11 protein-coding genes are annotated in these 14,690 nt (G+C 31.1%); 1 reads left to right on the top strand and 10 read right to left on the bottom strand.

Annotated features, from left to right (window positions below; genetic code table 11):
- Positions 1-368: 368 nt before the first annotated feature.
- The 10 genes from B4E95_RS00250 to B4E95_RS00205 all read right to left on the bottom strand — a co-directional run bounded on the left by B4E95_RS00250 (position 369) and on the right by B4E95_RS00205 (position 12,076).
- Positions 369-3,476 (bottom strand): efflux RND transporter permease subunit, encoded by a 3,108-nt coding sequence (locus B4E95_RS00250; RefSeq protein ID WP_291088980.1) that lies wholly within the window; start codon positions 3,474-3,476, stop codon positions 369-371.
- A gap of 3 nt (positions 3,477-3,479) precedes the next feature.
- Entirely contained in the window at positions 3,480-4,574 is a 1,095-nt protein-coding gene (locus B4E95_RS00245; RefSeq protein WP_225540423.1) for an efflux RND transporter periplasmic adaptor subunit, read from the bottom strand.
- 1 nt (position 4,575) lies between these two features.
- Positions 4,576-5,826 (bottom strand): TolC family protein, encoded by a 1,251-nt coding sequence (locus B4E95_RS00240; RefSeq protein ID WP_291088974.1) that lies wholly within the window; start codon positions 5,824-5,826, stop codon positions 4,576-4,578.
- Positions 5,827-5,898: 72 nt separating this feature from the next.
- Complete coding sequence (locus B4E95_RS00235; RefSeq protein WP_291088971.1) at positions 5,899-7,236, bottom strand: sensor histidine kinase; 1,338 nt, start codon at positions 7,234-7,236, stop codon at positions 5,899-5,901.
- A 4-nt stretch (positions 7,237-7,240) separates the two neighbouring features.
- Positions 7,241-7,918 carry a response regulator transcription factor gene (locus tag B4E95_RS00230; protein WP_291064176.1) on the bottom strand — a complete coding sequence of 226 codons (678 nt, stop codon included), beginning with the start codon at positions 7,916-7,918 and terminating at the stop codon, positions 7,241-7,243.
- Positions 7,919-8,057: 139 nt separating this feature from the next.
- Complete coding sequence (locus B4E95_RS00225; RefSeq protein ID WP_291088968.1) at positions 8,058-8,885, bottom strand: 5'-nucleotidase, lipoprotein e(P4) family; 828 nt, start codon at positions 8,883-8,885, stop codon at positions 8,058-8,060.
- Between the two features lie 56 nt (positions 8,886-8,941).
- Positions 8,942-9,493, bottom strand: a complete 552-nt coding sequence (locus B4E95_RS00220) for a hypothetical protein (protein WP_291064178.1) — start codon at positions 9,491-9,493, stop codon at positions 8,942-8,944.
- A gap of 58 nt (positions 9,494-9,551) precedes the next feature.
- Complete coding sequence (locus tag B4E95_RS00215) at positions 9,552-9,761, bottom strand: hypothetical protein (protein WP_291071837.1); 210 nt, start codon at positions 9,759-9,761, stop codon at positions 9,552-9,554.
- 240 nt (positions 9,762-10,001) lie between these two features.
- Positions 10,002-10,550, bottom strand: coding sequence for an acyl-CoA thioesterase (locus tag B4E95_RS00210; RefSeq protein ID WP_291064182.1), 549 nt, complete (start codon positions 10,548-10,550; stop codon positions 10,002-10,004).
- 23 nt (positions 10,551-10,573) lie between these two features.
- The gene (locus B4E95_RS00205; protein WP_125350326.1) at positions 10,574-12,076 is read right to left on the bottom strand and encodes a GH3 family domain-containing protein; all 1,503 of its coding nucleotides are present in this window, start codon (positions 12,074-12,076) and stop codon (positions 10,574-10,576) included.
- A gap of 349 nt (positions 12,077-12,425) precedes the next feature.
- Between B4E95_RS00205 and B4E95_RS00200 the strand changes: the two genes are divergently transcribed.
- Positions 12,426-14,672, top strand: a complete 2,247-nt coding sequence (locus B4E95_RS00200) for a tetratricopeptide repeat protein (RefSeq protein ID WP_291088965.1) — start codon at positions 12,426-12,428, stop codon at positions 14,670-14,672.
- Positions 14,673-14,690 lie beyond the last annotated feature (18 nt).

The raw sequence follows: 14,690 nt of genomic DNA, 5'->3' as shown, positions 1-14,690 counted from the left end.
TAATAAACTATATTTTTAAACATTCCGTTTTTTAGGGAAGATTACACTTTAATATCTTCTGATTTACAAGATATAATTAATGATAGAATAATTGTCAAAATTAATAATCTTTTCATGTACGTGATGTTGGATAAAATTGCATGTAACATTGTTTTTTACGAAATCAAGTTTTATGAAGTTTCGTATCATTATACTCAAATATAATTATTTTAGTGAATAGATTTACAGTCTTGATTTTTTTGTTTCCACTATTACACAACTCTTGCACACTTTGTATCATGAATAAATAAAAACATTTAACAAAAAAGAGGTTTTTACCATTTGGTAAAAACCCCTTTTCAATAATAATAAATAAAAAGAACAATAAATTATTTCAGGAATTTTTGTTGATATTCTTTTCTATATGCATAATAAAATACAACTGGAAGAATTGTAAAGGATAAGATTAAACAAATAATTAATCCGCCTACAATCATAATTGCCAAAGGCTTTTGAATTTCTGATCCCATTCCGGTAGAAAGTGCTGCTGGTAATAATCCCATCGATCCCATAAGCGCAATCATCACAACAGGGCGTATTCTACTTTTAACACCATTGACTATTGCTTCTTTTAATTGCATTTTATGCTTTAAATTATCTCGAATAACACCAATTAGAACAATTCCATCAATCGTTGCTACTCCAAAAAGAATAATAAAACCTATTCCCGCAGATATACCAAAAATGGTTCCTGTTACCCAAAGCGAAATAAATCCTCCAATAAAAGCAAAAGGCAGTGTTAATGCAGCTATCGCTGTGTCTTTTACATTTCCGAAATTGGTATACAATAATAATAAAATCAAAACTAACGAAATCGGAACGACCATTGCTAATTGTTTTGCCGCTCGTTCTTTACTTTCGAATTCACCAGCCCATTCCATATAGTTTTCTTTCGGTAATTTAACTTCTTTAGCCACTACTTTCTTCGCTTCATCGATTGTACTTCCTAGATCACGACCTTCTATACTGAATCCTACACCGATATAACGACTATTTCCTTCTCGATAAATAAAAGCAGGTCCTGTTTGATAACCAATTGTAGCTATTTCCTGCAAAGGAACATTGTTCCCATTACTTGTTGGAATCAAAATATTTCCAATTTTCTCAGGAGTATCTCTATAAGCTTCCTGAAAACGAAGAATAACATCAAACTGTCGATCATTTTCATAAAACTTAGTAGCTGCTTGTCCACCAATTGTCATTTCAATTACTGCCTGAACATCCGCTGTACTAATACCATATTTCGCCATTTTTGAATCACTCAATTCTATTCTAAGTTCAGGTAAACCAATATTTTTATAAACATTGATATCCGTTATTCCATTTACTTTTTCGATAGAAGTAGCGACCTTGTTTGCATATTTTTCTAAATCATACAAATCATCACCAAAAATCTTAATAACTAATGAACTTTTTACACCAGCTACATATTCTTCGACATTATCTTGAATGGGTTGCGAAAATCCAAATACAATTCCTGGATAATGATTTAGTTTGTCTCGCATCTCTTGAATAATCTCTTCTTTCGAAATCTTGCGCTTCCAATCTTTTTCATCTTTTAATTGAACATTAAATTCAATATTGAAGAATCCTGTTGGATCTGTTCCATCATTTGGACGACCTGTTTGTGTTAAAATAAAATCAATTTCATCACAATCTTTCTGCATCAACTCTCTCATCTCTTTTGTTAATCGAGTTGATTCTTTTAAATTAACACTATTTGGTAAAGTTGCACGAATGTAAATTGCTCCTTCATTCAATTTCGGAAGAAATTCTGATCCATAATATGAGAATTTAAACAAACAAAGAGCTAAAATTCCTAAAAAGATTCCTATTGTTGCTTTTTTATAACGAAATGCGGTTTCATATAATCCGAAAATAGTTTTCTGAAAAAATCGAGTAATAAAGTTCTCTTTCTCTTCCATATTTTTCTTAAAAAGCAACTTACACATTGCAGGAACATAAGTTAAACTTAATATTAAAGATCCTAATAATGCATATCCTAATGTAAATGCTAAAGGAGAGAACATTTTACCTTCCACTTTTTGAAATGAAAATATCGGTAATAAAGCAACAATAAGAATAAGTAAAGCAAAGAAAATATAAGAAGCTACACTTCCTGCACTTTTCTTTATAACGCCCATTTTACTCATTTTCGCGTAACGTTCTGCTCCTACTTTATGTTGCATTGTAGCTAAAGCAACAAAAACTGTTTCTACAATTACCAAAGTTCCTTCTAACAACAATCCAAAATCCAGTGACCCCATTGAAATTAAATTCGCTGGTAAACCTTGAATTTTCAACATAATAATTGCGAACAAAAAAGAAAGCGGAATAACCGAAGCTACAATAAATGTTGATTTCCAATTATATAAAAAAACAAAAACAATTAATGAAACCAATAAAATACCTTCAATAATATTTTTAGAAACCGTATGTACTGTATTATCCACCAATTTGGTACGATCTACAACTGTTTCAATTTTTACATTATCTGGTAAAGTTCTTGTGTTCAATTCTTCAATCTTCGCTTTCAGATTTTCGATTACTTCGGACGGATTTTCGCCACGCAACATTACTACAATTCCTTCTACCATATCATCGTGTTCGTTGTATCCAACTTGTCCCAAACGTGGTTTATTCGAAACAACAACATCCGCTACATTTTTAATCAGAATTGGTGTAGAACCATTCAATTTCACTGTAATATTTCCGATATCTTCAATCTTATCTAACAAACCAACACCACGAACCACATAGGCTTGATCGCCTTGCTGAATGACATCTCCACCAACATTTACATTGGATTTCGAAACAGCTTCATAGACATCCAAAGGCGATAAATCGTAGTTTTTTAATTCGGTTGGATTTATCTTTATTTCATATGTTTTTTCTTCTCCACCAAAACTCACAATATCAGCAACACCAGGCACAGAAAGCAATTCACGCTCTATTACCCAATCTTGTATCGCTGTCACTTCCTTAATCGGCAAATCACTTTTGATCACATAACGAAAAATCTCTCCTGTTGCCCCAGAAGGCGGCTCGATATCGGCATCTGCACCTTCGGGCAAATCAACGCCGTTCAACTTATTCGATACATATTGTTGTGCATAAAAATCATCTACACCATCTTCGAACTGAACCGTTACCACAGACAATCCAAAAAGTGAAATAGAACGAATATTCGACTTATGCGGAATACTATTCATCACTTTCGAAACGGGCAAAGTCACCAATTTTTCCATTTCCTCAGCACTTCTTCCTGGCCATTGTGTTATAATACGAGCTCTAGTATTTGTTACATCCGGAAATGCCTCTATTGGTGTATGTTTTAAAGAAAATATACCTGCAAAGAGTAATGCAAATACAGCAAATAAAACAAAGGTTGTATTTCGTAACGAAAAAGTTACGACTGATTGTACTAACTTTTTCATTTATTATTTATTTAATTCCTCAAATATCATTAGAGCGTTTCGAGAAATAACTTTCTCATTTGGAGCAAACTTTTCGCTAACAAATGTGAATTCTTCATTCTGACCAATCGTCGTAATTTTTCGAATTTCCATTGTACAATCATTTTTATATACCACCACATATTCCTTGTTGTTCTCAAAAACTTTGGCTTTGTTTGGTATCGCAAATGCATTTCCTACAATATTTTGTTTATCGATAATAATATCTGCACTCAAACCTGGCATCAAGTTCAAATCTTGATTTTCTAACACAACACGCGCTTTCAAAACGTGTTCATTTTCATCAAACACATTGTATATTTTATCAATTTTTCCAACATAAATTCGATCAGGATACGCCATAGATTTCACTTTTACAGCATCTCCTTTTTTTACATATTGCAGATTATTGGCGTAAATATTTACCATTACCCAAACTTGTTTCAAATTAGAAATAGAAAATAAATTATCTTCTGAATCTGAAATAATAGATTGACCAACGCTCATGTTTTTCTGAACGATATAACCATTTTTAGGTGATAAAATCTGGAATTGACCATTGCCAACCGCACGATACATTCTCAAGGTTGCATTGATTTTATCAATTTCAATTTGCGTTGATTGTAATTCGTGTTCTGCCTCTGTAACTTCGGGTTGAGAAGCCATTCCATCATTCAACAATTCTTTTTTCGACTTGATTTGTTTTCGAATCAAATCCATTTGATTTTGATGATAACGCTTTTGCTGTACCAAATCCAACACTTCGTTCGATTTTACAACTGCCAAAACTTGACCTTGACGCACATAATCACCTAATTCAAAATTCACTTTATCTACCACTCCTTGCAGCAAACTTTTAAAACCAACCAAGTCATTTTCGTTGTATTCAATTTTTCCTGACAAGGTTAATTGTTCGTGAATCGGCTGCTCTAAAACAGCTACAATTTCAGTTGACTTTTTCAATTGTTCGTTCAAACAAAATTTGTCTTCTTTTACCGCTTCTTTCGGGGCTTCTTGCTTGTTACAACTACTTAAAACCAAAGTAAAAGCAGCTAAAAAATAAAAACTTTTTTTCATCATTTTATAAATCTTGTCCAACGATATAATTTAGTTCTTCGAATGTGTTTTGATAATTTTCCAATAAATCCAAATAAGCTTTTTGAGATTCGCGATAAGCCTGCGTAAAATCAATAAATTCTAATAAAGTGATTTGTTTATTTTGGAGATGTTTTTTGTAATTGTCAATCATGGTTAGTTGCTCTTGATTGTTCAATTTTTTCCACTGAATAAGAGCTTTATCCAATTGATTGATTTGATTTTGAAGACGATCAATCGAAATATCTAATTCAGAATGCAATGCATTTTTAGTGATTTGTTGCTGACTTAATGCAATTTCTGAAGCTTTGATGTTTCCTTTATTCGTATTAAAAATCGGTAAATCAATGCTTACACCCACGCCAACAAAATTGCGCATAATATTTCCACCTCGATCATAATTTACTTGAAAAGCCAAATCTGGTGTACGTTGTGCTTTTTCTAAAATAAATTGTTTTTCAGCTAAATTGATTTCATTTTCTTGTTTTTTTAACGCTATATTTTGCTCTTTTGCTAATTGTTTAGCATTGAATGGGATTGATTTGGAATGAGAATTGAATCTTGAAAAATCGATTTCATTTACATTTAAATCTGAGTTTTGCGTTAACAATCGAAGTTTATTAATGTATTCAATTTCTTGATTTTCTAGCTCAATTTGATCTTTTTGTAAACCAATTAATTCGGTTTGAAGTCTGTAAAAATCAGCTTTCGGAACATTTTTTAAATCAGCTTGTCGCTGATATTGTGTCATCATCTGTTCAAATAAATCAACGCTATTTTGCAATTCTTTTTTTTCAGATTGAATACGCGCCAACGAAAAATATGTTTGTCTTAATTCTTTTTTCAGCTCACGCAACAATTCCTCATACTCAAAAAGTGCCGAATTCTTCTCTAATTCTTTAATTGCAACACGCTTTTTTCGTTTACCTGCGGTTTCAATTAATTGCTCTAATTCGACAGAAATTTGTTGATTTTTCCCGTATTTACCGAATAAATAAGGCTGTTCTTCTACATTATAAGTTTTCCAAAGATTAACCTCAGAAATACTCAACGTTGGATTTTGCCATAATTTCTCCTGAATAATTTCAGCATCAACTCTGTCAGCATTGAATTTATTCGCAATGAGTGCATAATTTTTTTGTAAAAACGCGACTTCTAGATTGTCCAACGTTACGTTTTGCGCCTGTGTTTGCATCGCAAAAATAATTGGAATTGCAGTATAATAGATCTTCTTCACTTCTACTCTTTTTGAAAATTCAAAAGTAAAAGTGTAAGATTAAGGCGAGTTTTAAGTTAGATTAAAAGTAGATTAGAAAATGAGTTTAACAATCGTTCCTTTAGGTTTATTTGGAACAATTTCGATATCAATTTGATGAAGTGTAAAAATAATATTCGCCATCGAAAGTCCAATACCTTTTCCTTGAAAATCTTGCGTGTTTTTTCCTCGAAAAAAGTTTTGTTTAATTTGTTTGATATCGGTTTCTAAAATACCAATTCCCAAATCGGAAATATGAATTTGTAAACGATGATTGATTTCCAAAAACTGTACTAAAATCGGTTGATTGTTCGAATATTTTATCGCGTTACTTACTAAATTATTCAAAGCTACTTCTAATAATTTTTCGTTTCCTTGAATGGTTAACAATTGATTATTTTCGACTTGTAAATCCACATTTATACGTGCTTGATGATACAAAATTGCATTTTCAATCACTTGCCAAACTACTTCATCAATTCGAATTTGACTAAATTCAAAACTCGTTTTTGCTCCCGAAAGTAACATCATTTGGTCTAACGTTTCTTGCAAATCATTGGTATATTGTTTCAGTTGCACAATCACGTTTTCGTATTCTTCGAGCGTTCTTTTTTTATGATTTGTAACCTCTAAAGTTCCTAATAATGCAGTAATTGGCGTTCGTAACTCGTGCGAAACATAATCGATAAAATTCTTTTGTACATTAAAAGTTTGCGCTATTCGATCAATAAAATGATTGTAAGTTTTAATTAAATCCTCAATCTCAGCATACGACTTATTGAGCTTTAAAGGTTCAGTAAAATTATTCGCATCACGCTCTTTTATTTGTTCAATAATTTTTGTAATCGGCTCATAAGCAATCACTCCTAAAAAATTAGAAAATAGATAAATAAAAATCAACCCAACCAATGAAACCGAAATCAAAATTTGAAGTAACGATTGCATTTGTTCATTAAATTCTTGTTTAGATTCACGCGTGATTACAACAAAATCACCTTCGTTATCATGATAAAAAATTCCGTTATAAAAGAAATCTTTACTTGTAAAAAAATCGGATTTATTGGCACGAATACTTTCTATAAAATTGGTTGAAATATCATTGTTTGAAGACATATTTCCTTTGTACTTTTTGTTGTTATGATCAACAATTAAAATATTTTTTCGTGAAATCGTCTTCTCTAATTGACTTTTTATATTATTGTGTTCTAAAACAGGTAATTCGTCCTTTTCCAAATAATAAATAGAAGCCAAAAGCGTCTTATTCTGCAATGATTTGATCTCTTTTTTCTCCATTTCGGTATAAAAAGAAAAGTAAATAATTGTAGAAACAATCAGAATAATGATACTGAAAATAACGACTGAATAAAGCGCTAATCGGTGTTTTAATTTCATAATTTTAGGCTTTGAACATATAACCAACACCTTTTACCGTGTGAATGTATTTTGTTCCATTTTTCTCGATTTTATTACGCAAATACGAAATGTAAACATCCACAACATTGGTGTGATTATCGAATGTTATTCCCCAAACGGCGTTTAAAATTTGGATACGAGTAACGGTTTTATCGATGTTTTCAATCAAATAATTCAACAACTTAAATTCACGAGGAGAAAGCTCTGTTTCTTCATGATTGACAAAAACTTTGTATTGATCCAAATCGATTTCTAAGTCATCAAAAATCAATTTATTTTCAGGAACTTCTTGCGAACGAAACTGATTTCGGCGCGTTAAAGCTTTGATTCGCGATAATAATTCGTCGAAATGAAACGGTTTTGTAATGTAATCATCTGCACCATAATCCAAAGCCGAAACTTTATCTTGAACCGTGTTCAATGCACTTAGCATCAAAATTGGCGTGAATATTTTTTTGTAACGAAGTGTTTGCACAAGCTGAATTCCGTCCATTTTTGGCAACATAATGTCACAAATAATCAAATCAAACTGAATCGTAAGAAATTCATCTAAAACAGTTTCTGCATCTTTACATAGCGTAACCAAATGCCCATTTTCTTCTAATCCTTTGATTAAAAAATCGCTAATTCGCTTATCGTCTTCGATTACTAAAATTTGCATACACTTTCCATTTTTCCAAAATTAATGAAATTGAGTAAGATGAGATCAATGTAAAAAATTTTCTAATTGGATTTTAATTTTTACAATTTTAGAAAAAAAAACTGTCCCATTAAGACAGTTTTCATTGTGTATTTATTCTTTATTTCACAGGAGTTTCTCTCGCAGCTTCGTATATAATCGAATCTCTTTGCTCTTGCGTCAAGTCATATTTGTAATCAAATATTGCAGATTCCCAATCTCCATATCCAACATTTGGCAATACAATAAATCGTTTTCCAAATTCAGATTTTAAAGTTTCTACAGCTGCCGCTCTTTCTTTTTCAGATTTATGATTATCAAATAAAGAAGAAAAATCTGTTAAACTATCTCCTAACAATAAAACAATATCATAATCTTTCGAAATATTTTGACGACGTGCTTCTTTGCTACTTTCTTTACTTCTCAAAATCAAGTTTTGTGCACTTTGAATTGGATAATTGTATTTTTCTAAATTAGCCAAAGTTCCAGAACGTTCCACTTCGTATCGATTTGTAACGTAAAAAATCTGAACACCTTTACTCGCTGCATACTGAAAAAACTCTTGAGAACCAGCCAAAGGAGTTGCAATTCCTTTCGACGTCCAATTTGCCCAAGTTTCTTGCGACCACGTTTTTCCTTGACGCGCCATTTCTACTGCATAGTACGAATTATCCAAAAAAGTTTCATCAATATCCGTTACAATCGCTAAAGGTTTAGCGCCTTTTGTCGCAATAGCTTCATCCAATCTCATTTTAGCAACATTATAAGCTTGCTGGCTCAAGGCTTGATATTCAGCGGCACGTTGTTGAAAAAATGCAGCATAAATTTTACCATCAACTTGCAAGCTTTTTTGCTGAACTGGTTGTTGTTCAGCAACTATTTTTGGTGTTTGACAAGCTGTTAATCCAAAAAGCATCAAACTTCCAAGCATCAATTGTATATGTTTCATATCTCTAAATTCTGAAATGCAAAATTAAGCCTTACAATTCAAATCAAAAAATCAGATTACTGAATGTATTTAATCGATTCGAAAGTTATTTGATGAAAATAGTTTTTGAACTGATGATGTTCTCCATTAATTTCTATATCAATTTCCAGATAATCGTTTTGATTAAAATGAATTAAATCTGTTTCGAAGAAATAAATATTTCGGATAACGTGAGAATCAGGTAAAATGGTATTTTTCAATAAAATATCATTTGTCCCCATTGCCAATTCTCCATAAAATGTAACATCAGCTTTGATCTTTTTTTGAGAAGAATTTGAATAAAAATCAGCTTCAACGATATTTATACGAACTGTTTTTTCGGTATTATTTTGAATAGAAATTAAGAATTCTAATGTATTTTTTTTCTTTGTTACCGAATCTATTTTTACTTGAAATTCTGAAATTTGTTGATTAGAATCATCAATCAAATCATCATTTTTTTCAATTTTTAAAAACGATATTTTCGGTTCTTCTTCTTTCGGAAGTGGCTTTTCTATTTGAGCTGTTTTTAATTTTTTGTAAATAACAAACAGCACTAACAATACAAGTAAAATGAATAAATATTTCATTTTACAAATTTAGAAATTAAATCGTTTTTCTGATTTCGAAAAAATGATTTGTTTCGCTTTAGACAATTTTTTTTCTGAAGCGAAAAGCACAAAAAGCTAAAACAAGTACACTTCCTGCTACTGCCAAACTAATAGGATTTGAAGATTGAGAAGTATTTTTAGTAAAATTTGTATGTATTAATTGTGAATTGCTAATATTTCCTGTTTGAGAAAATGAAATGGTTGTGGTCGCAATCAATAGTAATAAAAATTTGAATAAAGTTTTCATAGTTTGTTAAATAAAATCAAAAGTTTAGTTTTTGGTAATAGAGATTTCTATAAACAAATACAATGCCTAATTTTCTTAAAATCAAATAATTTGCAATTTAGTAATGATCGTTCAATATTCAATTTTTTTGAGGGGGACAATTGGGGGAACAAATTATAAAATACTATTTATCAATTATATAAAAACAAAAAAACTCAATCCATTTACTGAATTGAGTTATTTATTTATAATATAAAAACTTTAATCTAGTTCTATTTTCACTAAATGATTGTCCAATAAATAATCTATTAAATCTTGTGACTTATAATCAATCGGATCTTTTATTTGCTCTTTTGCTTTTGAATGTTCTTCAATTCGATGCAAAGCTTTGTAAAAGCGTCGAACTTCATTCAGATTCTTCAAAATTAATTTTGGAGCTTCAGCTTTTTCACCATTTTCTTCCTTGCAAATCATCGTAAAATAAGACGAATTACAATGTTTAATTTCACCTGTTTGGATGTTTTGACTTTCTACTCGAATTCCTACGACGATTGACGTTCTTCCGACATAGTTAACCGATGCTTTTAGCGTTAATAATTCTCCTACTTCTACTGGCGTTAAGAAATCTACTCTATCCACAGACGCCGTGACACAATATTTTCCAGAGTATTTGGAAGCACATGCAAATGCAATTTGATCGAGTAGAGAAAGAATGAATCCACCGTGTATTTTTCCACTAAAATTGGAATGTGACGGAAGCATTAATTGCGAAAAAGTTACCAATGAACTTTTTACCGTTTTGTAAATCATTTTATCTATTGTTGTGTGTGTGTTCAATTTGTAGTAATTAAGTTTAGACTGTAAAATTCATCTGCAATTTCGCGATTATTAGACAAACGAGGAACTTTATTTTGTCCACCTAATTTCCCTATCGATTTCATATAATGCTGAAAACCTTCTGTTTTAACTTCAGAAACGACAAGCGGACGCAAGATATTTCCCGTAATCAAATCATCGTAATACGTATTTTGGCGACGCATTTGTGTATCTAATTCTTGATTAAAAATAGTTATATCTTGTGGTTTTTGATCAAATTCTATTAACCATTCGTGATATGGCAAACCTTCTGCTGGATTAACTTGAGGCGCAACTGTAAACTCATTTACACTCGCTGGATATTTTTCTAAAGTTTTTTGCAACGCCTGTTCCACTTCGTGACCAATTACATGCTCACCAAAAGCAGATGTATAATGTTTAATTCGACCAGAAACAACAATTCTATAAGGTTTTATCGAAGTAAAACGAACTGTGTCACCAATATTATATCCCCACAAACCTGCGTTTGTATTGAGAATTAGAACATAATCTTTTCCTACTTCAACATCTTTCAATGAAATTCGGGTTGGATTTTCATCAAAAAACTCTTCAACTGGAACAAATTCATAAAAAATTCCATTATTCAATAAAAGTAATAAATCATCATTTTTTTGAGAATCTTGATACGCAATAAACCCTTCTGAAGCTGGATATGTCTGAATACAATCTATTTTTCGACCAATTAGTTGATTCACTTTATCGCGATAAGGTTCATAATTTACACCTCCTGTTACCATTAGTTGTAAATTCTTAAAAATCGACTGAACGTTTTCTTTTTCAGAAACTTTAATCAATCGTTCAAAATACATAATCAACCAAGGCGGAATCCCAGAAATCAGCGTCATATCAGCTTTCACCGTTTCATCCACTACCCTATCCACTTTTGTTTCCCAATCTTCAATCACATTTGTTTCATAAGATGGTAAACGATTTTTTTGCAAATAATTTGGAACAAAATGTGCGCTAATTCCAGAAAGTCGACCTACTTTCAATCCATTTTTCTCTTCAAGAATTGGACTTCCTTGTAAGAAAATCATTTTTCCGTCAACAAAATTAGAATTCTTTGTTTCATTAATATAAAACAATAAAGCATTTCGAGCAGAATTTATATGAGATGGAACAGATTCTTTTGTAAGCGGAATATATTTGGCTCCAGAAGTAGTTCCTGAAGTTTTAGCTAAATAAAGAGGTTTTCCAGGCCACAGAATATCAGGTTTCCCTTCAATTACTTCATCAAAATAATGTTTCAAACCTTCATAATCATTGATTGGAATTTGCGATTTGAAATCTTCATAATTTTTGATTGATTCAAAATGATGATCAACTCCAAACTTTGTATTTTTTGCAGCAATAATCAATTCATTTAGAATTTTGTCTTGTGTTTCTAGCGGATTATTTATCCACTTTTGTTCTTTGTTGACAATGTATTTTGCAAAAATTTTCGCTAAAAAAGCTTTCATGCTGTTCCTTTAAAACATTATTATTGGTCGAATTTAAACGAATATTCTAAATAATTTAACAACAATTGCAATGATTTTTCTTAGTCAAATCACTAATTACATTAAAGCTAAAACGTTAGCTATCATTTTATAATCATCCCGTAAAAAGTCGCTTCTCTATTATTTCTATTCCACATAAAATTATCTTATTTTTTCGAAGGATACAAGATTTTTTCTAATCGAACGTTTTATTGTAGATTTGTTTTTATTCGCTATCATGAAAAAGATTGTACTGAGTATCTTCGCCGCAAGTTTTTTAATCGGCTGTTCTACGCAAAAAAATAGTTTCAAAAACCGACAATATCACAAGATGACATCGTGGTTTAATGGAGTATTCAATGCTGAGGATGAGTTAGAAAAAAAGAACACAGAACTACAAACAAATTATGTAGAAAATTACTCGAAGATTTTACCTGTTGGAATAGAATATTTTTCTGTTTCGGACTCTGCTAATTTAGGTGAATTTAATACGCCCAATTTTGGTATTGGAAGTGGAAATCGAAATAATCAAGATAAAGTAGAAAAACCTGTTGGATTTGCTGCTGTAGAGGCAAAAGCTTCGAAAGCAATCGAAAAACATTCGATGTTAATTAAAGGAAAAGAAAATAATCCTTTGATGGGTCGCGCTTATTTATTGATTGGAAAATCATTATTTTATCAAAAAAAATACTTTGAAGCGCTTGATGCTTTAAACTATGTTGTCAAAAATTTCAAAGATTCTAAATACGCGCAAGAAGCGCATGTTTACAAAACTGTTGCCGAAATAAAAGGTGGAAATTACTTTGATGGAATCGAAACTTTACAAAAACTTTACGAAAACGATCCGTATAAAAGTAAAGAATTAAAAACAATGATTGCGCGTACCTATGCTCAATTTTTAATTGATCAAAAAAAGTACGAAGAAGCACTTGATCCATTGCAAAAAGCCGAATATTTTTCTACAAATAAAGATGAACGAGTTCGAATATTTTATACGTTAGGACAAGTTTTTTCTAAATTAGGAAAACAACAAGAGGCTGGTGAAGCTTTCACGCAAGTTTATAAAATGAAGCCTGGATTTGATATGGAAATCAAATCACAGTTGGCGATTGCTGCTAATTTTGATCCAAAAATTAATAATTACGGAAATTACAAGCAAAACTTGTTGGACATCTCGAATAAAGGAATTTATGCATCGAAGAAAAACGAGTTATACTACGGAATTTCTGAAATGGCTTTTCGAGCTGACAAAATGGATGATGCTGTAGAATATGCAAAATTGAGTTTGAAAGAACCAATGTCGGATCCTTATATTCGTGGGCGTGCTTTCGAAAATTATGGTGATATAAAGTTCAAGCAAAACGATTATGTTTATGCTTCGGCTTATTATGATTCGGCACAAACGAGTTATAATTTGCCAGAAGATCAAACGCGTATTCAGAAACGAAATGATGTTTTGAAAAAATTGATGGAGAAACATTATTTAGTTCAGAAAAATGATTCAATTCTAAAACTTGCTGCACTTCCAAAAGAAGATCAATCAAAATTCTTTACAGATTATATCGAAAAATTAAAGAAAAAAGAAGAAAAGCAAGCCATAGAAGAGCAAAAAGAAATGGAAACTTTTCAGTTAGAAAATAAAACGGCAAGTTTCACGACGAGTTTTAACAATGCTGATAAAGGAAAATTTTATTTCTATAATCAAAATTTAAAATCAACTGGACAGCAAGAATTCCAACGTATTTGGGGAGGAATTTCCTTAAAAGATAATTGGAGAAATTCGAATGCAATAAGTACTGCAATTGAGGATAAACAGAATGAATTGACAGGGCAAATTGCTGCTGGTGATCCAAGACGTTTTGAACTTGATTATTATTTAGATCAAATTCCGACTTCTCAAAAAGCTTTGAATGACTTGAAAGTTGTGAGAGATACAACGCAATTGTCTTTAGGGACTGGATATTTTGATATTTTCAATAATGCAGAATTAGCTGGAAAAGAGTTGAAAGCCTTGGTTGCTTCGCCTCCAAAATCGGAAGATGTGTTATTAAAAGCGACTTATCAATTGTATCGTATCTATAAAAATCGTGATCAAAAATTAGAAGATGAATACAAAAATATCATTCTAACAAAATATCCAAATACGATTTATGCAGGTTATATTCTTAATCCAGAAGTTGAATACATCACTGCTGAAACAAAAGAAGCTTTAGAAGCCTACAAAGTTGCATACACGTTGTATCAAGATAAAAAATATGATGACGTAAAGAAAAAAGTACAAGAAGCAATTGTGAAATTTCCTACTGAAATTATCATTGCTAAATTTGCTTTATTAAATGCTTATGCGATCAAACAAACTGGAAAAGATAGCGATTTTGAGCAAGCTTTAGAAATTGTAATTACGACTTATGACGGAACCGAAGAAGCTAAGCAAGCAAAACGTTTGTTGGATAAATTGCGTAATCCTAAGAAAAATGTAGAGGAACCTGAAGCTACATCTCCTAAAGCTCCAAAACAACTGGAAAGAAATGAAAATTTTAATAATGAAGAAAATACAAAACGTAGAACAGTAAAATAATATAAAAAAAGAGTTAAT

The sequence above is a fragment of the Empedobacter sp. UBA7494 genome (assembly GCF_002478465.1).
GTDB lineage: Bacteria > Bacteroidota > Bacteroidia > Flavobacteriales > Weeksellaceae > Empedobacter > Empedobacter falsenii_B.
This window is presented reverse-complemented; position numbering and strand designations above follow the sequence as displayed.